This is a genomic window from Ramlibacter tataouinensis TTB310 (assembly GCF_000215705.1).
GTDB classification, from domain to species: domain Bacteria; phylum Pseudomonadota; class Gammaproteobacteria; order Burkholderiales; family Burkholderiaceae_C; genus Ramlibacter; species Ramlibacter tataouinensis.
On sequence record NC_015677.1, the window covers coordinates 3,617,371 to 3,636,943 of the forward strand.

A 19,573-nucleotide genomic window follows, 5' to 3' on the forward strand; every position below is an offset into this window, starting at 1 on the left:
AATTGTAAGCATCTAGAATGCGGCTCATGCATCTGGAGCTGTCCCAGCTGAGCGTCCGGTACCCGGGCCAGCCGCGCCCGGCGGTGGACGACGTGTCGTTCGGCCTGAGGGTTGGCGGCATCGGCGTGCTGATCGGGCCTTCCGGCTGCGGCAAGACCACCCTGCTGCGCGCCATCGCCGGGCTGGAGCGCGCCAGCGGCGGCGCCATCCGCATCTCCGGCCAGGTGGTGGGCAGCGCTTCGCTGCACGTGCCGGCCGAGCTGCGGCGCATCGGCATGGTGTTCCAGGACTACGCCCTGTTCCCGCACCTGGACGTCGGCCGCAACGTGGCCTTCGGCATCGGCGCCTTGCCGCGGGCCGAGCGCGCCGCGCGCGTCGCCGAGGTGCTGGCCTTGGTGGGCCTGGGCGGCATCGAGCGGCGCATGCCGCACGAGCTGTCGGGCGGCCAGCAGCAGCGGGTGGCGCTGGCCCGCGCGCTGGCGCCGCGGCCGCAGCTGCTGCTGCTGGACGAGCCGTTCTCCAACCTGGACGTGGACCTGCGCGAGCGCTTGGCGCACGAGGTGCGCGGCATCCTCAAGGCCGCCAACGCCACCGCCCTCTTCGTCACCCACGACCAGCTGGAGGCCTTCGCCATCGGCGACGCCATCGGCGTGATGCACCAGGGCCGGCTGCACCAGTGGGACGACGCGTACACGCTCTACCACCGGCCGGCCACCCGCTTCGTGGCCGATTTCATCGGTCACGGCGTGTTCGCGCCGGCCACGCTGCGCGAGGTCGGCAACCAGGTGGTGGTCGACACCCCGCTGGGCGAGCTGACCGACGTGGCCGAATGCCCGCTGCCCAGCGCCTTCGCGGGCGGCGAGTGCGAGGTGCTGCTGCGCGCCGACGACATCGTGCACGACGACGACGCGCCGGTGAAGGCGCAGATCCTGCGCAAGGCCTTCCGCGGCTCGGAGTTCCTCTACACCCTGCGGCTGCGCACCGGCGAGACGGTGCTGGCCCATGTGCCCAGCCACCACGACCACAAGGTCGGCGAGTGGATAGGCATCCGGCCGCAGGTCGACCACGTGGTCACCTTCGAGCGCGGCGGCGGCGCCACCGCCGCGCCCATCGCGCCGGTGGCGCCGTCGCCCGCACCGCTGCCGCCCGGCCTGGGCGTGCCCGCCGGCGTTGCCTGAGCGTCGTGAACCCTGCTAGCGGCGCCGCAGCGCGCCGACCGCCTCGCGCAGGTCGCCGGCCCAGGCGCGCCGGTCGCGCCCCTGGGCGCGCTGCGGCGGGCCGTAGCTCACCACCGCGGTGATGCGCGGGCCGGTGAGCGTGCGCCAAACCGAACCCAGCAGCGTATCGTCGTTGATGTAGCAGGGCGCCAGCGTGGGCAGGCCGGTGGCCGCGTCAATGAAGCTCAGGGCCACCGGCTGCACCGGCGCATCGGCGGCGATCGCCGCCTGCAGCAGGTTGCCATGGAACGGCAGCAGCGAGACGCCATCGCTGGTGGTGCCTTCCGGGAACACCGCCAGGATGTCGCCGGCGCGCAGCGCATCGGCCATCTGGTGCACCACCCGCAGCGCGTCGCGCCGCGACTCTCGCTCGATGTACAGGGTGCCCGCGCCGGTGGCCAGCCGGCCGATCAGCGGCCAGTGCCGGACGTCGGCCTTGGACACGAAGCGGCAGTGCCGCGCCGCATGCAGCACCGGGATGTCGAGCCAGGAGATGTGGTTGGACACCAGCAGCAGCGGCCCGTGCCCCGGCGGCCGGCCGCGCAGCTCCAGGCCCACGTCCAGGCATTCGAGCAGCCGGCCCGCCCAGCGCTGCACCTCCAGCTTGCGCCCGGCCGGCGACAGGCGAGGGAAGCGCAGCATGATGGTCAGCAGGCCCGCCACGGCATGCGCCAGTGCCCGCAGCAGCTTCCAGGCGGCCCCCAGTGCCTTCATCCGCGCTGGGCCTGCTGCCGGTCCTCGTAGGCCAGCTGCCCGGCGACGATGGTGCAGCGCACGCGGCCCGGCAGCTCGTAGCCGGTGAACGGCGTGTGCTTGCCCTGGCTGCGCAGGGCGCCGTCGCTCACCGTCCACGCGGCCTGCGGGTCCAGCACGCAGACGTCGGCCACGCCGCCCTCGACCAGCTGGCCGCAGCTGGCCGAAAGCAGGCCCAGCGAGGTGCCCAGCACGCGCGCCGGCTCGCTGGTCACCACCGCCAGCGCGCGCGTGAGTCCGGCCCCGCTGTCCTGGCCCCACTTGAGCGCCAGGCTCAGCAGCAGCTCCAGCCCCGTGGCCCCGGGCTCGGCCTCGGCGAACGGCAGGGTCTTGGCGTCCTCGTCCACCGGCGTGTGGTCGGACACCAGCGCGTCCAGGGTGCCGTCGGCCAGCGCCTCGCGCAGCGCATCGCGGTCGCGCTGCTGGCGCACCGGCGGGTTCAGCCGCAACCGGCTGTCGAAGTAGCCGATGTCGGCATCGGTCAGGTGCAGCGAGTTGATGCTGGCGTCGCAGGTCACCGGCAGGCCGGCGTCCTTGGCCTGGCGCACCAGCTGCAGGCCGGCCGCGCTGCTGATGCGGCACAGGTGCACGCGCGCGCCGGTGGCCTTCATCAGCTCGAAGATGGTGTGCAGCGCGATGGTTTCGGCCGCCACCGGCACGCCGGCCAGGCCCAGGCGCGTGGCCAGCGGACCGCTGGCGGCGACGCCCTTGCCCAGGTGCAGCTCCTGCGGCCGCAGCCACACGGTGTAGCCATAGGTGGCGGCGTACTGCAGGGCGCGCTGCAGCACCTGGGTGTTGACCAGCGCCACCTCGGCCTGGCCGAAGCCCACGCAGCCGGCCTCGGTGAGCTCGGCCATCTCGGTCAGCACCTCGCCGGCCAGCCCGCGCGTCAGCGCGCCCAGCGGGAACACCCGCGCCTGGTGCAGCTTCTCGGCGCGCATCTTGAGCATCTCCACCAGGCCGGGCTCGTCCAGCACCGGGTCGGTGTCGGGCGGGCACACCAGGCTGGTCACGCCGCCGGCCACCGCCGCCGCCATCTCGCTCTCCAGCATGCCCTCGTGCTCGTGGCCGGGCTCGCGAAGGCGCACCGCCAGGTCCACCAGGCCCGGCGCGACGATGCAGCCAGTGGCGTCGAGGGTCCTGCTCGGGGCGAAGCCGGCGGGGATGTTCTTGATGCCCACCACCCGGCCCGCGGCCAGGGCGACGTCGCACCGCTCGTCGAAATTGCGGGCCGGGTCGATGACGCGGCCGTTCTTGATCAGGATCTTCATGGGTGCTGGTCAGGCCTCGTTGCCGGCCACGATGCTCATCACGGCCATGCGCACGGCGATGCCGAAGGTCACCTGCGGCAGGATCACGCTCTGCTTGCCGTCGACCACCGCCGAGTCGATCTCCACGCCGCGGTTGATGGGGCCGGGGTGCATGACGATGGCGTCGGGCTTGGCCAGCCGCAGCTTCTCGGGCGTCAGGCCGAAGCTCTTGAAGAACTCCTGCGAGGAAGGCAGCAGCGCCCCGCTCATGCGCTCGTTCTGCAGTCTGAGCATGATCACCACGTCGCAGCCGCGGATGCCCTCCTCCAGGTTGTGGAACACGCGCACGCCCATGCTGGCCATGTCGCCGGGCACCAGGGTCTTGGGGCCGACCACCCGCACCTCGGCGCAGCCCAGCGTGGTCAGCGCGTGGATGTCCGAGCGCGCCACGCGCGAGTGCAGCACGTCGCCCACGATGGCGACCGTGAGGTTGGAGAAGTCGCGCTTGTAGTGCCGGATGGTGTACATGTCCAGCAGGCCCTGGGTCGGGTGCGCGTGGCGGCCGTCGCCGGCGTTGATCACGTGCACGTGCGGCGCGACGTGCCGCGCGATCAGGTAGGGCGCGCCGGACTCGCTGTGCCGCACCACGAACAGGTCGGCCGCCATCGCCGACAGGTTGGCGATGGTGTCCAGCAGCGACTCGCCCTTGGCCGCCGAGGAGCGCGCGATGTCCAGGTTGATCACGTCGGCCGACAGCCGGGTGGCCGCGATCTCGAAGGTGGTGCGGGTGCGGGTGCTGTTCTCGAAGAACAGGTTGAACACGCTCTTGCCGCGCAGCAGCGGCACCTTCTTGACCTCGCGGTCGTTGACGCTGACGAAACTGGAGGCGGTGTCCAGGATGTGGGTCATGATCTCGCGCGGCAGGCCCTCCACCGACAGCAGGTGGATCAGCTCGCCGTTCTTGTTCAGTTGCGGGTTGCGGCGCGCCAGCATGTCAGGCTCGCCCTTCCACGCGGAAGCTGAACACGCCCGCGTCGCTGCGCGCCAGCGCCAGCGACTGGCTCTCGGGCAGGGCCACGCGCGCCGCCGCGAAGTCGGCCTGCACCGGCAGCTCGCGCCCGCCGCGGTCCACCAGCACCGCCAGCTTGACGCCGGCCGGCCGACCGTAGTCGAACAGCTCGTTGAGCACGGCGCGGATGGTGCGGCCGGTGTAGAGCACGTCGTCCAGCAGCACGATGTGGGCGCCGTTGACGTCGAAGCCCAGCTGTGTCTGGCTGCCGGTGCCGGCCAGGCCACGCTGGGCGAAGTCGTCGCGGTGCATGGCCGACGAAAGGGTGCCAGCGCTGCCCGGCAGGCCCAGGTCCTGCTGCAGCCGCTGCGCCAGCCAGGCGCCGCCCGAGGCCACGCCCGCCAGCCGGCCGTCCGGCGGCAGCAGGCCGCGCACGCCGCGCAGCAGCTCGCGGTACAGCGCCTCTGCGTCGAGGGCCAGTTGGGTCATTCGATACTCCTCAAGAACTGTTCCAGGATCACGCAGGCGGCGCCGGCGTCCGCATCCGCGCTGCCGGCGGCCAGCGCCTCGACGGTGCTGTAGCGCTCGTCGACCTCGTACACGGGCAGCTGCAGCAGCGCTCGCAACTGGCGGGCGAACCTGCGCGCGCGGGCCGTATTCTCGTGGCTGGCGCCGTCGGGATGGAACGGCACGCCCACCACCAGCGCGTCGGGCTGCCACTCGCGCACCCGCGCCTGCACCTCGCGCAATCGCGCCTGGCCCTCGGCCCGGATGGTGCGCTGCGGCGTCGCGCTGCGCAGCAGCCGGTTGCCGCTGGCCACGCCGGTGCGCTTGGCGCCGAAATCGAAAGCGAGGAAGGTTTGGAGGTGGGACGGGACGCCGGGCGCTGCCGCCATCACGCGTGCCCCGCCTCGGGCGACAGCGTCCAGGCCTGCAGGCCCAGCAGCGACAGCGCCTTGTCGTAGCGCTCCTGCACCGGCGTGTCGAAGATGACGCTGGCGTCGGCGCCCACGGTCAGCCAGCTGTTCTCGGCCAGCTCGGTCTCCAGCTGGCCCTCGCCCCATTGCGAGTAGCCCAGCGAGACCAGCACCTTGCGCGGGCCCGCGCCGGTGGATAGCGCCTCCAGCACGTCCTTGGAGGTGGTCATCTCCAGCCCGCCCGGGATGGTCATGGTGGAGGCGTACACCGGCTCCTCGGGCGTGGCCTCGCCGGTGAACACCGCCTCGTGCAGCACGAAGCCGCGCTCGGTGGCCACCGGGCCGCCCTGGAACACCGGCACCGAGGCCAGGTCCTCGCGCGCCAGCGGCAGGTCCACCTTGTCGAACAGGTTCTTCAGGTTGATGTCGGTGGGCTTGTTGATCACCAGCCCCAGCGCGCCGCGGGCGCTGTGCTCGCACAGGTAGACCACGCTGCGCGCGAAGGCTTCGTCCTGCAGCCCCGGCATGGCGATCAGGAAATGATGCGTCAGATTGATCGGCTCGGCATCGGAGGGCATGATGGGCCGATTTTACGAGCCTTGCCGGCCGCCATGGACAAGAACTACCCCGCCGGGCTGATGTGGTTCCGCCGCGACCTGCGGTCCCATGACAACGCCGCCCTCTTCCGCGCGCTCAAGGCCTGCCGCCAGGTGCACTGCGTGTTCGTCTTCGACACCGGGATCCTGGATGCGCTGCCGAGGCAGGACCGGCGGGTGGAATTCATCCGCGAGTCTCTGGTGGAGCTGGACGCGGCCCTGCGCGCGGCGGCGCAGGACCAAGGCGCCGGCCTGATCGTGCGCCATGCGGCGGCCCGCCAGGAGATCCCCCGCCTGGCCCGCGAGCTGGGCGTGCAGGCGGTCTTCGCCAACCACGACTACGAACCGCAGGCGCTGGCACGGGACGCGGCGGTGCGCGGGGCGCTGGCCGACGCCGGCATCGCGCTGCACACCTACAAGGACCAGGCGATCTTCGAACGCAGCGAGGTCCTGACCCAGGCCGGCAAGCCGTACGCCGTGTTCACGCCCTACAAGAACGCCTGGCTGGCCAAGGCGGATGCCTTCTTCCTGAGCTCCTACCCGGTGCAGGCGTACGCGGCCGCTTTGGCGCCTCGGCCGACTCCGCACCGGCAGCCGGTGCCCGCGCTTGCACAGCTGGGCTTCGAGCGCAGCAACCTGTCGGAATTGCCGCTGCCGGTAGGGATGAGCGGCGGCCGGGCCCTGTTCGAGGAATTCCGCGGGCGCATGGGCGGCTATCACCAGAGCCGCGACTTCCCGGCGGTGCGCGGCCCCAGCTACCTCAGCGTCCACCTGCGCTTCGGCACCGTGTCGATCCGCGAGCTGGCGCGCACGGCCCATGGGCTGGCGCAGGACGGCGATGCCGGCGCCACCACCTGGCTCAGCGAGCTGATCTGGCGCGATTTCTATTTCCAGGTGCTGGCGAACTTCCCGCACGTGGTGGACGAATCCGGCCAGGGCCACAGCTTCCGGCGCGAGTACGACGCCATCGCCTTCGAACGCGGCGCGCACGCCGATGAACTGTTCGCCGCCTGGTGCGAAGGCCGCACCGGCTACCCGCTGGTGGACGCGGCCATGCTGCAGCTGAACCAGACCGGCTACATGCACAACCGGCTGCGCATGGTCACGGCCAGCTTCCTGTGCAAGGACCTGGGGATCGCCTGGCAGCGCGGCGAGCGCTACTTCGCCCTGCAGCTCAACGATTACGACCTGTCGGCCAACAACGGTGGCTGGCAGTGGGCCAGCTCGTCCGGCTGCGACGCGCAGCCGTACTTCCGCATCTTCAACCCGGTCAGCCAGAGCCGCAAGTTCGATCCCGAGGGCCGGTTCATCCTGAAGTACCTGCCGCAGCTGGCCGGTCTGCCGGAGGCCGTGCTGCATGCGCCCTGGACTGCCTCGCCGGTGGAACTGGCCGCGGCCGGTCTGGCCCTGGGCCGCGACTATCCCGCCCCCGTGGTGGACCACGAAGCGGCACGCGAGCAGACGCTGCGCCGCTATGCCGTGGTGAAAAAGGGCGCGGCCGGGGCGTAGCCGAGGGGCTCGCCCGGCCTGTCCCTCAGGCAGCGAGGGAGGCGCTGCAGTGGTGCTTGATCAGGCTGAGCAGCTCTTCTTCCGAGTAGGGCTTGCCCAGGTAGTGGTTAACGCCCAGGGTCTTGGCGTGCTCGCGGTGCTTCTCGGCGATGCGCGAGGTGATCATGATGATGGGCAGGCCGGCCCAGCGCTCGTCCGAGCGGATGTTGCGCGCCAGGTCGAAGCCGTCCATGCGCGGCATCTCGATGTCCGACAGCACCACCGCGGGCCGCTCCTCCGCCAGCCGCTCCAGTGCCTGCAGGCCGTCCGCCGCCATGGCGACCCGGTAGCCTTCGCGCGCCAGCAGGCGCTGCGTGACCCGGCGCACGGTGATGGAATCGTCCACCACCAGCACCAGCGGCACCTGTGGCGGCGCTGCGGGTGCCGGGATGGCCAGCAGGCCGCCGGCGGCAGGGGCTTTCTCGGCCTTCTCCAGCACGTGCGGCTGGGCGTGATCGGCGCTGAGCAGGCGGGCCTGCTCGCCGTAGACCGCGGACAGCGCCACCGGGTTGTAGATCAGCACCACCGCGCCGGAGGCCAGGACGGTCATGCCGGCCAGGCCGGGCAGGCGCGCCAGCTGCGGCCCCAGGTTCTTCACCACCACTTCCTGGTTGCCCAGCACTTCGTCCACGTGGACGGCGACGCGCTGCGCGGCGCTGCGGAACACCACCACCGGCATGGTCTTGCCCTGCGGCTCGGTGCTGCGCTGCGACGCCTGCAGCAGCGCGCCGGACCAGAAGAACGGCACCTGCTCGCCGGCGTGCTCGAAGCGGCCGCTGTTGTAGGCCTGCTGGACTTCCTTGGTGCTGGCGCGGCGCACCACCTCGACCACGTTGGCCGGCACGCCGATGGACAGCTTGCCGGTGCGCACCATCACCACCTGGGTGACGGCCGTGGTCAGCGGCAGCACCAGCTTGAAGCCGGTGCCCTGGCCGGGACGGGTGCTGGTCTCGATGCGTCCGCCCAGGGCATTGACCTCGGAGCGCACCACGTCCATGCCGATGCCGCGGCCCGCCAGCTCCGTTACCTGGGCGGCGGTGGAGAAGCCGGGCATGAAGATCAGGTTGGCCGCGTCCTGGTCGGTGATCTGCTGGTCGGGCCTGATCAGCCCCTGCTGGAGCGCCTTGTCGCGGATGCGGGCGATGTTCAGGCCGGCGCCGTCGTCCTGGAACTCCACCGACACGTCGTTGCCTTCGTGGTGCAGGTGGATGACGATGGTGCCCACCGGATCCTTGCCCGCGGCGACGCGGGCCTGCGGCTCCTCGATGCCGTGGGCGACGCAGTTGCGCAGCAGGTGCTCGAAAGCCGGCGTCATGCGGTCCAGCACGCCCCGGTCCATCTCGATGGAGCCGCCGGTGATGTCCAGCTTGACCTGCTTGCCGGTCTCCTTGGACGCCAGCCGCACCACGCGGTACAGCCGCTCGGAGATGCCCTCGAATTCCACCATGCGGGTGCGCAGCAGGTCGCGCTGCAGCTCGCGCGTCTGCCGCGCCTGGGCGATCAGGTCGTCTTCCGTGGCCTCCACGGTGCGCTGCAGGTTGCGCTGCACCGTGGCCACGTCGTTCACCGACTCGGCCATCATGCGCGTGAGTTCCTGCACCCGCGTGAAGCGGTCGAACTCCAGCGGGTCGAAACCGGCCGCGGAATCCTTGGACTGCGCCAGGCGCGACTGCATCTGCGACTCGGCCTGCAGCTCGATGTCGCGCAGCTGGGTGCGCAGGCGGTCCAGGTTGCCGCTCAGGTCGCCGAGCGAGCCGCGCAGGTGGCGCAGCTCGGTCTCCAGGCGCGAGCGGGTGATCATCACCTCGCCGGCCTGGTTGACCAGGCGGTCGAGCAGCTGCGAACGCACGCGCACCGCCTGGCTGGCGGCGGCGCGTTGCGGCGCCAGCTGGGTGGTGACCGGCATGGCCAGCACGGCGCGTTGGGCGGAAGCGGCCGCGGGAGGCCGAGGCTGGGCAGGTGCCGGCTGCGCTGCGGCGGGCTGCGCCGGCACGGGCTGTACCGGCGGGTTCACCGCGGGTGCCGCCGGTGCGGGCGCGGGCACACGTGCCTGCACGGGCGGCGCCGGCTCGAAGCGCTCTTCCACGGCGACCTGGCCGCCAGTGGCGCGCAGCTGGTCGAAGGCGGCCTGCAGGCTGTCGAACCGGTGCAGCAGGGGCTCGATGTCGGCGGCCGACACGGCCTCGCCGCCGAATTGCTCGATCGCGGACTCCATGCGGTGCGCCATCTCGCCCAGCCGCAGCGCACCCGCCAGGCGCGCGCTGCCCTTGAGCGTGTGCAGCGCGCGCAGCACCTCGTCGCGCGCGCCGCGTCCGTCGGGCCGGGTGGACCACTGGCGCAGCGAACTGCCCAGCACGGGCATCAGTTCCACCGCCTCTTCCTCGAAGATGGGGAACAGGTCCACGTCCACCGCGTCGGCGATGTCCAGCTGGTCTTCCTCGTCCTGCAGGTTGACCACCGGCACGCTGCGCGCCGCCGGTGCGACCGCGACCGCGGCAGCGGCGGCAGGTGCGGGCCGGACGGCCGGGGCCGCTGGCGCTGGCACCGGCGCTGCGGCCTTGGGCGGCGCTGCGGGCTTGGGCGTGGAAGGCTTGGGCGCGGGCACCAGCCCGCCGAAGCCGCTGGACGGGCTGTGCACCGCCGGCAGGTCGGTGCGCTGGGGCACGTCGAGCTCGTGCAAGGCGTGCAAGGCCTGGGCCACGTGGGTCTCGGGCTCCTTGAGGAAGCCGGCCGCGAACTGGTGCAGCAGCCGGCGGATTTCCTCGGCGGCTGCGAGGAAGGTCCGGCCATGCTGGGGCGTGCCGTAGGCCAGCGACTGGGTCTGCTGCAGCGCGGCTTCCAGCGCCCGGGCGATGTCGGACAAGGCATGGAAGCCCACCGTGGCGGAGCTGCCGGCCAACGCATGGGCCAGTCCCACCGTCGAATCGGGCACGCGCTGGTTCAGCTCCAGCGACCATTCCGACACCTCGGTCACCAGCCGGCGCGACCACTCGTCCGCCTCGTTCAGGTAGACGTTGTACAGCGGGATGCCGATGCGCAGCGAGCCGATCACCTTGACCTGCTCGTCCGCCGTCGACGCCTCGTCCATGGGCAGCATCTCCGCCAAAGCCGGCACCGTCGGCTCGGGCAGCTCGGCGCTGCCGGACAGGGCCGCCAGGCTGGTGAAGTCGATGGACTCGATCTCGGCGGTCACCGGCGCCGGCACGGCAGGGGCCGGGCCGGGCGCAGGAAAGTCGAAATCGAAGTCGGCCGGCAATTCGGCCACGATCACTTCGGCGCCTTCGATCGCCGCTTCCAAGGTCATGGGCTGCGTCGCGTCCAGCGACCACTCCAGGGGCACTTCCAGGGCAGCGGCCGGGGCTGCGCCCGCAGCACCTGCGCGCGCCTGCACCGGTGCCGGCGGTACCGGCGGTACCGGCGCCTTTGCGAAGTCGAAATCGGCCAGGGGAGGCAATTGGGCCGGCGCGGGCGCCTTGGGCGCCGCCGTCACGGGCTGCGGGGCGGGCACGGGCGCCTGCGGGGCGGGCTTCTCGGGCACCGGACCCGCCGCGCCACCTGCGGCCGCCTGGGGCACCGCTGACGGGGCGTCGCCGGGCAGGTTCAGCGAAAGCAGGCGCTGTTCCGTACGAAAGGCATCGGCCGGTCCGCGGAACATGGCGGACTTCCAGCGGCCGTCCTGCTTGGCGGCGATGTCGTCCGCCCAGCGGCCGAAACCGCGCATGGCCTCGGCGGACAAGGCCAGCAGCTGCGGGCTGGCGGGCTTCTGGTCGGCCAGCCAGGCGTTGAGCACCTGCTCCATCGCCCAGCCGGCATCGCCGAACTCGGTCAGCCCCACCATGCGCGAGCTGCCCTTGAGCGTGTGGAAGGCCCGGCGCAGCGTGGTCAGCTCGCCCATGTCGCCCGGTTCGGACCCCAGGGCGTCGATGGCGGCCAGGCCGTTCTGCACCACCTCGCGCGCCTCTTCCAGGAAGATGTCGAGCAACTCGCCGTCATCGCCGTCGTCGGCAGGCGCGCTGGCGACCGGTGCGGGTGCCGCGGCCGGCTTGGCCGGCGCCGCAGCCGGTTTGGCCGGCGCTGCCACCGGTGGGACGGTGAACGAGATTTCGGGAAGTGGCGGCGCCGCCTCCTGCGGGGACAGTGACAAGGCGGCGGGCGCAGGTGCGTCCTTGCGGCCGACGATCGGCACGGACGCCTGCGGCACCGCAGGGCCGACCCGGCCCATCAGCGGCCTGAGCTCACCCACCGCATCGTCGTAGACGAACAGCTTCTTGGCCAGCGTGGGCTGGTAGTTCAGCATGTCGATCAGGAAGCCCAGCGCGCCCAGGTTGTTGCCGAGCTTGTCGAAAGCGCGGGAGTCGCGTGCCCGCGCCCCGTCGCCCTCGGAGATGATGATGGCTTCGACGCTGTCGCGCATGCGCAGCACGGCATGGGCCGCCTGGTCCAGTCCCAGCACGGACAGCACGCCGCGCATCTGGGAAAGATGGCCCGGCGCCCCCTTGAGCGGCGCCTTGTCCTCGGGGTTGCGGAAGAAGGCGTCCAGCACCTTCTCCAGTTCGCTCATGGTGGTGCGCAGCTCGCCGACCACGCTGCCCATGGTCTGGCGGTCGCTGACGCGGCGGTACAGCTCCTCCATCCAGGGCTCCAGCGCCTCCGGCCGGCCGCCCTTGCGCACCTTGTCCAGGCGCTCGGCGAGGTGGTTGGTGCGGGTCCCCAGCTGGCCGTCGGAGGGATCCAGGTCCTCGAAGGCCGCTTCCAGATAGAGCACCGCGGTCGCCACTTCCATCGCCAGCTCGGGGCGGGGCGGCTGCGCGGACCGCGCCACGCCATCCACCGCCGCGCTCAATGCCTGGGCCAGCGCCGTGCTGGACGGATGCAGCTTGCCCAGCGAATCGCTGACCAGGTGGAACTGGTCGGCCACGCTCTTGATCTTGCCGGTCTCGCCACCGGACAGCGCGGACCAGGTTTCCTTGGCCGTGGCGATGCGCTTGCGGGCCTGCGCGAGCAGCACGGGGTCGAAGCGGCCGTACTGCGCCGTGAGGTACTCGACCGGCTTGAACTTGTTCAGGCTCCAGGCCAGGCGCACACCCGTGAGCGCGGGCGCGTCGGCCGCGTGCGCCGGTACCGCCTGGGCGCAGAAGAACACCAGGTCCTGGGCCAGGCGGTCGGATACCGCGGAGTCGCCCTTGGCCAGGGTCGCGTACTGCAGCAGCACGCGCGAGCCGGCCCGCTTGACGTAGACGTCATGCGGCAGCAACCCCAGCGCCAGCGCCTCGAAAAAGCCGGCGCACAGCTTCCAGAAGATGCGCGGCTGGCGCGCCTGCTGGCCGGCGGCCAGCGACAGGCAGGTCTGCGTCAGTTCGCGGGCCGCCGCCGCGTCGCCCGACTTGACGATGCGCAGCACCGCCTGGTCCAGGCGCGCACGCACGGGCGGTTCGTAGCCCAGCGCCTGGGCCGTTGCGGGCGTCTCGGGCTCGACCCAGCGCCAGTCCCCGGTCCACAGGTCGGCCGGGTGCACGCGGTCGGCACCGGACAGCTCCTGGATGTCCCGGTACTGGGGGAACAGGCCGACCGCCGACACCGGCTTGCCCAGCAGCACGCCTTCCAGGTACTCGGCCAGCGCGAAGCCGGCCCGCTCGACCTTGGCCGCGGCCGGTTCGCTGCACAGCTCGGGCCGCTCCACGAATTTCTGCACCACCGTCTCCATGGACCGCAGCACATGGGCGGGCGCCTCCTGGCCCACCATCTCCAGCGCACCCACCGCCTGGTGCAGCTGCTGGCGGGCGATGCGCAGCTGCCCGGCATCGACCGACGCCATGTCGGTGCCGCGGGCCAGGCCCGCGTCGCGCACGAACCGGCGCAGGGCGGCCGAAGCCGATTCGAGCGACTTGCGCAGTTCGTCGAGCACCCAGGCCAACGGGCCCAGGTCGTTGGCTGCCAGATCGTGATCGGTGTCGTTGGCTTGCATGAAGGGCTCTGGCTGTGGCCGGAATGCGAAAGGTTCGGGTTCGGTCGGTGACCCGTTCAGGCGATCTTGAAGCGCGACACCGACTGGCGCAGCTCTTCGGCCATGCGGGACAGCTCGCGCACCTGCTGGGCCGTGGATCGCGTGCCCTCGCCGGTCTGTTCCGTCACGGCGAAGATGTGCTGGATGTTGCCGGCCACCACGTTGGCGGATTCGGCTTCCCTGGAAGCGGACGTCGAGATTTGCTCGATCAGCTCGGCGAGCCGGCGCGACACCTGGTCGATCTCGGTCAGGGCCGTGCCGGCGTTGTCGGACAGCTTGGCCCCCTCGACCACACCCTGCGTGGAGCGCTCCATGGCGGCCACCGCGTCCTGCGTGTCGGTCTGAATCGCCTTCACCAGCGCCGAGATCTGGCGCGTGGCGTCTGCCGAGCGCTCGGCCAGTCGCTGCACTTCTTCGGCCACCACCGAGAAGCCGCGGCCCGCCTCGCCCGCCGACGCGGCCTGGATGGCGGCGTTCAGGGCCAGCACGTTGGTCTGTTCGGTAATGTCGGAAATCAGTTCGGTGATTTCGCCGATCTCCTGCGAGGATTCGCCCAGCCGCTTGATCCGCTTGGAGGTCTCCTGGATCTGGTCGCGGATGGCGTTCATGCCGCCGATGGCGTTCTGCACGGCCGCCAGGCCCGATTCGGCAGCCTGCAGCGACTGGCGCGCCACCTGGGCCGACTCCTGCGCCTGGCCGGACACCTGGTTGATTCGTCCGGCCATGTCGAGCACCGACTGGCCGGTTTCGCGGATCTCGCGCAGCTGCTCGGTCGACGCGGCCAGCAGTTCGGTCGAGGTGCTTTCCACCTGGGCCGTCGTGGCCGCCACCCGGGTCGCCGTGCTCTGCACGCTGCCCACCAGCTGGCGCAGTTCTTCCACCGTGTAGTTCACCGAGTCGGCGATCGCACCGGTGATGTCCTCGGTCACGGTGGCTTCCTGGGTCAGGTCGCCTTCGGCGACCGTCTGCAGTTCGTTCATCAGCCGCAGAATGGCCGCCTGGTTGGCGTCGTTGACGCGCTTGGCCTCCTGCTCCTGCTGCTCGGCCTCCTGGCGCTGCTGCTCGGCGATGGTCTGGCGCTTGCGGCTGTCCTGCAGCTGCACATAGGCCAGGCCGATCGAGCACAGGATGGCGAACAGGGCCGCCACGGCCAGCGCGATCAGCGCGCCCGCGCCCAGGCCCGTCTGCCCGGACAGCTTGCCCTGCAGGTCTTCCAGCGCGCGGCGCAGCGGTTCGCTATCGGCAATGATCGCGGACTGCGCTTCGCGGGCGGACACCAGGCCTTGCAGGTTGCCCAGAATGGCGCCCGCCTGCGTGCGCGTCTCCTCGTACAGCTTCATCAGCGCGTCCAGCCGCTCGCGCGTCTGCGGTTCCTTGGAGCCGGCCAGGCGCAGTTCCGGGCTGCCGTCCAGCAGGCCCTGGGCGATCTCCTTGAAGGAGTTCAGGTCCTTGCCCAGCAGGAACACGGCCTCGGGACTCACGCCTTCCATGGTCAGGAACTCGTTGGCCGACTTGCCGATGCGCTGCGTCAGCATCACCAGCTGGCCGGCCGCGGAAATCTCCGCCGGCGGGGCGTTCTGCTGCAGCTTGAGCGACGACACCGTCTCGGCGATCTCCAGCAGGTCCGACGACTGGCGGTTGATGGTGCGCAGCGCGTTGCCCACCTGCGTCAGGATCTTCTGCTGGCCCATCACGGTGGCGGCGTTCTTCTCCGCGCGCTCCATCAGCGGCTGGATCTGGTCCACGTCGGCCTGGTAGGCGGCCGCCACCGGCTGCAGGCGCAGCGAGTCGTCGCCGGCCTTGAGCGCGCGGATCGTCCTGGCCAGCGACTCGGAGCTTTCCTTCACGTCGGGGAAGGCCTGGGCACTGCCCACCAGCGCCTGGGACACCGACTTGGCCAGACGCTGCGACTGCATCATCGATTCGCCCGTGCCTGCCAGCTGCTGCGCCACGCGATCGGCCTGGTTCACCGCGAGGATGGCCACCGCGCCCAGCACGACCAGCGCCAGGGCCAGCAGCGTGAACAGCACGCGCTGGTGGGTCGCCACCGTCCTGCGCCCCAGCAGCGGAACCGAGACCATCTCGGCCTCGATCTGCTCGAGGGCCGGGTCCAGGGAATCGTCAACCTGCTCGTCGGCCTCGCCCTCGGCCGCGCGGGGGCCCTTGAGGTTGGTCCGCGGCGCCGGGGCCGCCATGCTGTGCAGTATCGGGTCCGCCGTGGCCAGGCTCAGCTCACCGACCGAGGACTCCGGCGGCTTCTTGGAGAAAAGATGTTTGAGGACGGACATGATGCGGGCCTTCCGGAATGCTTATGCGCTGATGCTCAGGAATTGGGGTTGCTGCGAAAGCGCCTGCAGGTTGATCTCCTGCCAGTAGGCGCCACTGGCGTCGGTGTAGCCGCTGCCGAAATAGCCGGGCGAGCCCGCGGGCGGCTCGGAAGACGACGAGAAGGCGTCCAGCCCGCGCAGCCCGGCCAGCCGGTCGATCAGCAGTGCGCAATTGACCTCGAGCATGGCGCTCAGCGCGACCAGCCGCGCATCGGCGCGGCTGGTCTCGACGCGCTGCTGTGGCGCGCGCCCGCCGACGAAGCCGGCCAGGTCCACCACGCCGTACAGGCCGCCACGCAGATTGGCCACGCCCAGGAACCAGGCATGGGTATAGGGCACCGGCTGGGCATTGGCGAAGGGAAAGATCTCGCCCGATTGCGCGAGCGGGAACAGGTACCTGGCGCCCGCGGCCTCGACCGCCAGCCAGGAAGCCTGTACGCCCTCGGTACGCGCGGCCTGCAGGCGGTTGGCCAGTCGGCTCTGGAGCTCTCGGAGGGCTTCGCGGTTGGCCATGGGAAGGTACTGCCTGCGCCAGGCCTCAGCTCAGGGCTTTGATCTTGGCCATGAGCTCGCCGGCGTCCACCGGCTTGGTGATGTAGTCGCGCGCGCCCTGGCGCATGCCCCACACCCGGTCGGTCTCCTGGTTCTTGCTGGTACACATGATGATGGGCACGTCGGCGTACAGCGGGTCGCGCGTGATGGCACGCGTGAGCTGGAAACCGTTCTGGCCGGGCATGACCACGTCCATCAGGATCAGGTGGGGCTTTTCCTCGGCCAGGCGGCGGAAGGCGTCTTCCGCGTTCTCCGCGGTTTTGACAGAGAAACCCGCCTTCTGGAGCAGGTCCGTCATGAACATCAATTCGGTCTTGGAATCGTCCACGACGAGGACTTTCGAGATCGCCATCACATCACTCCTTCTTGGGCGGAGCCGAACTGCTGGACGGTCTGGAGCAGTTGGTCCTTGGTAAACGGTTTGGTGAGGTAGTCCTCGGAGCCGACCATGCGGCCGCGGGCCTTGTCGAACACACCATCCTTGGACGACAGCATCACCACGGGCACGGACGCGAACCGGGCATTGCGCTTGATGATGGCGCAGGTCTGGTAGCCGTCGAGCCGGGGCATCAGGATGTCGCAGAAGATCAGGTTCGGCTGGTAATCGTTGACCTTGGCCAGGGCATCGAAACCATCCTCGGCCAGCATGACCTCGTGGCCGCCCTGCTTCAGGAAGATCTCGGCGCTGCGCCGGATCGTGTTGCTGTCGTCGATCACCAGCACCTTGAACGCTGATCCGGTCGTGCTCACTTGACGGCGCTCCTCATTTGTAACTACCTGGGCGATCCATCATCGAAAGATGTAACAGGCACACCCCCTCAAATCTGAACCATCTCAAAATCTTCCTTGCGTGCACCGCACTCCGGGCAAGTCCAGTTCATGGGCACTTGCTCCCATGGCGTCCCCGGTGCGATGCCGTGGTCGGGAGCTCCGGCGGACTCGTCGTAGATCCATCCGCAAATCAGACACATCCAGGTTTTTGCTTCAGTCACAGCTTAAAGGGCCTTCGAATAGAATGCAACGATTGTATCGAGGGCCCTCGCAGCGAAGCCGCAATGGCGCATGCGCATGACGACACATCGAGCCCCATGACAAACCCCGATCCCTCCCCTTCCGCGCAGGACGAAGACGATGCCGACGGCAGCCCGTCGTGCGTGATGGTGTTCAACGCCAGCGACCCCAGCGGTGCTGGCGGCCTGGCCGCCGACATCACCGCCATCGCCTCGGTCGGCGCGCACGCACTGCCCGTGGTTACCGGCGCATACGCCCGCGACACCACCGAGGTGTTCGACCATTTCGCCTTCGACGAGGAGGCTGTCGGCGAGCAGGCGCGCACCATCCTCGAGGACGCGCCGGTGCAGGTGTTCAAGGTCGGCTTCGTCGGCAGCCCCGAGGCGATCAGCGCGATCGCCGAGATCGCCGCCGACTACGCCGACGTCCCCGTGATCGCCTACATGCCCAACCTGTCCTGGTGGGACGAGGGCCAGATCGACCTGTACCTGGACGCCTTCCGCGAGCTGATGCTGCCCCAGACCACCGTGTTGGTGGGAAACCACAGCACCCTGTGGCGCTGGCTGCTGCCCGACTGGCCCGGCGACCGCAGCCCCACTGCGCGCGACATCGCGAAGGCCGCCTCCGAGCTGGGCGTGCCCTACACCCTGGTGACCGGCATCCCGCTGCCCGAACAGTTCATCGACAACGTGCTGGCCACCCCCCAGGCGGTGCTGGGCAGCGAGAAGTTCGAGCGCTTCGAGGCGGTGTTCTCGGGCGCCGGCGACACCTTGTCGGCCGCGCTCGCGGCGCTGGTGGCCAGCGGCACCGACCTGGCCGCCGCCGCCAGCGAGGCGCTCGCCTACCTGGACCGCTGCCTGGATGCGGGCTTTCGCCCCGGCATGGGCAACGTGGTGCCGGACCGCCTGTTCTGGGCCCAGCCCGAAGGCGACGACAACGAATCCCTGACCGAGGAGGAAGCGCAGGCCCTCCAGGTCTTCGACATGCCCGCCCATGACACCAAGCATTGATTGCCCACCCCCGGGGCGGACCGGAGCCGCCGCGTAAAGCCCGCGTTCACCATGGATCGAAACCAACAACTCTTCGAGCGCGCCAGGCAGCGCATCCCCGGCGGCGTGAATTCCCCGGTGCGCGCCTTTCGCGCCGTCGGCGGCACGCCGCGCTTCGTGGCGCGCGCCGAGGGCGCCTGGTTCTGGGACGCCAATGGCCAGCGCTACATCGACTACATCGGCTCGTGGGGCCCGATGATCCTGGGCCACGGCCATCCCGCCGTCCTGGAGGCGGTGCAGCAGGCCGCGCGCGACGGCTTCTCCTTCGGCGCACCGACCGAGCGCGAGGTGCAGCTGGCCGAGGCCATCGTGGCCCTGGTGCCTTCCATGGAGATGGTGCGGCTGGTCAGCTCGGGCACCGAGGCCGCCATGAGCGCCATCCGCCTGGCGCGCGGCGCCACCGGCCGCGCCAAGATCATCAAGTTCGAGGGCTGCTACCACGGCCACGCCGATGCGCTGCTGGTCAAGGCCGGCTCGGGTCTGGCCACCTTCGGGCACCCGACCAGCGCCGGCGTGCCGCCCGAGGTGGCGCAGCACACCCTGGTGCTGGAGTACAACAACCTCGAGCAGCTGGAGGAGGCCTTCGCCCTGCACGGGCCACAGCTCGCCTGCCTGATGATCGAACCGATCGCCGGAAACATGAACTTTGTGCGCGCCAGCGTGCCGTTCATGCAACGCTGCCGCGAGCTGTGCAGCCGGCACGGCGCGCTGCTGGTGTTCGACGAGGTGATGACGGGCTTGCGCGTCGGCCTGGGCAGCGCCCAGGGCCTGTATGCCCGGGCCATTCCCGGCTTCCGCCCGGACCTCACCGTCATGGGCAAGGTCATCGGCGGCGGCATGCCGCTGGCGGCCTTTGGGGGGCCCCGCGCGGTCATGGAGCAGCTGGCGCCGCTCGGGCCGGTCTACCAGGCGGGCACCTTGTCCGGCAATCCGGTCGCCACCGCCTGCGGCCTGGCGACGCTGCAGGAGATCAGCCAGCCCGGCTTCTTCGAGGCGCTGTCGGCGCGCACCCGTTCGCTGGTCGACGGCCTGGCCGCTGCGGCGCGGGCCGAAGGCGTGGCCTTCAGCGCCGACTGCGAAGGCGGCATGTTCGGCTTCTTCCTGCTGCCCCAGCTGCCGCAGAACTACGGCGCGGTCATGAAGACCGACGGCACGCGCTTCAACCGGCTGTTCCATGGCCTGCTCGAGCGCGGCGTGTACATCGCGCCGGCGCTGTACGAGGCCGGATTCGTGAGCAGCGCCCACAGCGAGGACGACATCGCTCTGACGGTGGCGGCGGCACGCGAGGTGTTCCGGACACTGGCCGCGTAAGTGTCATCCGCCGCGCCGCGGGGCCCGCG

The 19,573-nt window shown here is 70.7% G+C and carries 16 protein-coding genes; 4 read left to right on the forward strand and 12 right to left on the reverse strand.

Annotation, left to right across the window (positions count from 1 at the left end):
* Nucleotides 1–26 precede the first annotated feature (26 nt).
* Entirely contained in the window at nucleotides 27–1,178 is a 1,152-nt protein-coding gene (locus tag RTA_RS17420; RefSeq protein WP_081466313.1) for an ABC transporter ATP-binding protein, read from the forward strand.
* A 15-nt stretch (nucleotides 1,179–1,193) separates the two neighbouring features.
* Here the strand turns inward: RTA_RS17420 and RTA_RS17425 are convergent, their stop codons facing one another.
* From RTA_RS17425 to RTA_RS17450, 6 genes are read right to left on the reverse strand one after another with little or no spacing between them, the layout of a single operon-like run.
* Complete coding sequence (locus RTA_RS17425) at nucleotides 1,194–1,931, reverse strand: lysophospholipid acyltransferase family protein (RefSeq protein ID WP_013902750.1); 738 nt, start codon at nucleotides 1,929–1,931, stop codon at nucleotides 1,194–1,196.
* Nucleotides 1,928–3,241 (reverse strand): dihydroorotase, encoded by a 1,314-nt coding sequence (locus RTA_RS17430; RefSeq protein ID WP_013902751.1) that lies wholly within the window; start codon nucleotides 3,239–3,241, stop codon nucleotides 1,928–1,930. Before RTA_RS17430 ends, RTA_RS17425 begins: the two co-directional genes overlap by 4 nt.
* 9 nt (nucleotides 3,242–3,250) lie before the next feature.
* Nucleotides 3,251–4,213, reverse strand: a complete 963-nt coding sequence (locus tag RTA_RS17435) for an aspartate carbamoyltransferase catalytic subunit (RefSeq protein WP_013902752.1) — start codon at nucleotides 4,211–4,213, stop codon at nucleotides 3,251–3,253.
* A 1-nt stretch (nucleotide 4,214) separates the two neighbouring features.
* Nucleotides 4,215–4,718: a bifunctional pyr operon transcriptional regulator/uracil phosphoribosyltransferase PyrR gene (pyrR, locus tag RTA_RS17440; RefSeq protein ID WP_013902753.1), complete on the reverse strand. Its 504-nt coding sequence runs from the start codon at nucleotides 4,716–4,718 to the stop codon at nucleotides 4,215–4,217.
* Nucleotides 4,715–5,125, reverse strand: a complete 411-nt coding sequence (gene ruvX / locus RTA_RS17445; RefSeq protein ID WP_013902754.1) for a Holliday junction resolvase RuvX — start codon at nucleotides 5,123–5,125, stop codon at nucleotides 4,715–4,717. Before ruvX ends, pyrR begins: the two co-directional genes overlap by 4 nt.
* Entirely contained in the window at nucleotides 5,125–5,724 is a 600-nt protein-coding gene (locus tag RTA_RS17450) for a YqgE/AlgH family protein (RefSeq protein WP_013902755.1), read from the reverse strand. Before RTA_RS17450 ends, ruvX begins: the two co-directional genes overlap by 1 nt.
* A gap of 33 nt (nucleotides 5,725–5,757) precedes the next feature.
* On the opposite strand from RTA_RS17450, the gene RTA_RS17455 reads away from it, so the two are divergent.
* Complete coding sequence (locus tag RTA_RS17455; RefSeq protein WP_013902756.1) at nucleotides 5,758–7,251, forward strand: cryptochrome/photolyase family protein; 1,494 nt, start codon at nucleotides 5,758–5,760, stop codon at nucleotides 7,249–7,251.
* 25 nt (nucleotides 7,252–7,276) lie between these two features.
* Here the strand turns inward: RTA_RS17455 and RTA_RS17460 are convergent, their stop codons facing one another.
* The 6 genes from RTA_RS17460 to RTA_RS20470 form a co-directional block, all read right to left on the reverse strand.
* Complete coding sequence (locus RTA_RS17460) at nucleotides 7,277–13,255, reverse strand: hybrid sensor histidine kinase/response regulator (protein ID WP_013902757.1); 5,979 nt, start codon at nucleotides 13,253–13,255, stop codon at nucleotides 7,277–7,279.
* Nucleotides 13,256–13,311: 56 nt separating this feature from the next.
* Entirely contained in the window at nucleotides 13,312–15,375 is a 2,064-nt protein-coding gene (locus RTA_RS17465; protein ID WP_438865684.1) for a methyl-accepting chemotaxis protein, read from the reverse strand.
* A 228-nt stretch (nucleotides 15,376–15,603) separates the two neighbouring features.
* Complete coding sequence (locus tag RTA_RS17470; protein ID WP_013902759.1) at nucleotides 15,604–16,134, reverse strand: chemotaxis protein CheW; 531 nt, start codon at nucleotides 16,132–16,134, stop codon at nucleotides 15,604–15,606.
* 25 nt (nucleotides 16,135–16,159) lie between these two features.
* Nucleotides 16,160–16,525, reverse strand: a complete 366-nt coding sequence (locus RTA_RS17475; RefSeq protein WP_013902760.1) for a response regulator transcription factor — start codon at nucleotides 16,523–16,525, stop codon at nucleotides 16,160–16,162.
* The gene (locus RTA_RS17480; protein WP_013902761.1) at nucleotides 16,525–16,923 is read right to left on the reverse strand and encodes a response regulator; all 399 of its coding nucleotides are present in this window, start codon (nucleotides 16,921–16,923) and stop codon (nucleotides 16,525–16,527) included. The genes RTA_RS17475 and RTA_RS17480 overlap by 1 nt, the downstream gene beginning before the upstream one ends.
* 68 nt (nucleotides 16,924–16,991) lie before the next feature.
* Nucleotides 16,992–17,144: a rubredoxin gene (locus RTA_RS20470; protein ID WP_264362965.1), complete on the reverse strand. Its 153-nt coding sequence runs from the start codon at nucleotides 17,142–17,144 to the stop codon at nucleotides 16,992–16,994.
* 117 nt (nucleotides 17,145–17,261) lie between these two features.
* Here RTA_RS20470 and thiD point away from each other — a divergent pair, with 117 nt between their 5' ends.
* Both thiD and hemL read left to right on the forward strand, forming a co-directional pair.
* Nucleotides 17,262–18,194, forward strand: coding sequence for a bifunctional hydroxymethylpyrimidine kinase/phosphomethylpyrimidine kinase (thiD, locus tag RTA_RS17485; protein ID WP_041676556.1), 933 nt, complete (start codon nucleotides 17,262–17,264; stop codon nucleotides 18,192–18,194).
* Between the two features lie 51 nt (nucleotides 18,195–18,245).
* On the forward strand, nucleotides 18,246–19,544 hold the full coding sequence (hemL, locus tag RTA_RS17490; RefSeq protein WP_013902763.1) for a glutamate-1-semialdehyde 2,1-aminomutase: 1,299 nt from the start codon (nucleotides 18,246–18,248) through the stop codon (nucleotides 19,542–19,544).
* The last annotated feature ends 29 nt before the right edge of the window (nucleotides 19,545–19,573 follow it).

Coding starts and splice junctions, on each gene's coding strand:
- RTA_RS17420 (WP_081466313.1), top strand. CDS start 27: ATGCATCTGGAGCTGTCCCAGCTGAGCGTCCGGTACCCGGGCCAGCCG.
- RTA_RS17425 (WP_013902750.1), bottom strand. CDS start 1,931: ATGAAGGCACTGGGGGCCGCCTGGAAGCTGCTGCGGGCACTGGCGCAT.
- RTA_RS17430 (WP_013902751.1), bottom strand. CDS start 3,241: ATGAAGATCCTGATCAAGAACGGCCGCGTCATCGACCCGGCCCGCAAT.
- RTA_RS17435 (WP_013902752.1), bottom strand. CDS start 4,213: ATGCTGGCGCGCCGCAACCCGCAACTGAACAAGAACGGCGAGCTGATC.
- pyrR (WP_013902753.1), bottom strand. CDS start 4,718: ATGACCCAACTGGCCCTCGACGCAGAGGCGCTGTACCGCGAGCTGCTG.
- ruvX (WP_013902754.1), bottom strand. CDS start 5,125: ATGGCGGCAGCGCCCGGCGTCCCGTCCCACCTCCAAACCTTCCTCGCT.
- RTA_RS17450 (WP_013902755.1), bottom strand. CDS start 5,724: ATGCCCTCCGATGCCGAGCCGATCAATCTGACGCATCATTTCCTGATC.
- RTA_RS17455 (WP_013902756.1), top strand. CDS start 5,758: ATGGACAAGAACTACCCCGCCGGGCTGATGTGGTTCCGCCGCGACCTG.
- RTA_RS17460 (WP_013902757.1), bottom strand. CDS start 13,255: ATGCAAGCCAACGACACCGATCACGATCTGGCAGCCAACGACCTGGGC.
- RTA_RS17465 (WP_438865684.1), bottom strand. CDS start 15,375: ATGGTCTCGGTTCCGCTGCTGGGGCGCAGGACGGTGGCGACCCACCAG.
- RTA_RS17470 (WP_013902759.1), bottom strand. CDS start 16,134: ATGGCCAACCGCGAAGCCCTCCGAGAGCTCCAGAGCCGACTGGCCAAC.
- RTA_RS17475 (WP_013902760.1), bottom strand. CDS start 16,525: ATGGCGATCTCGAAAGTCCTCGTCGTGGACGATTCCAAGACCGAATTG.
- RTA_RS20470 (WP_264362965.1), bottom strand. CDS start 17,144: ATGTGTCTGATTTGCGGATGGATCTACGACGAGTCCGCCGGAGCTCCC.
- thiD (WP_041676556.1), top strand. CDS start 17,262: ATGACAAACCCCGATCCCTCCCCTTCCGCGCAGGACGAAGACGATGCC.
- hemL (WP_013902763.1), top strand. CDS start 18,246: ATGGATCGAAACCAACAACTCTTCGAGCGCGCCAGGCAGCGCATCCCC.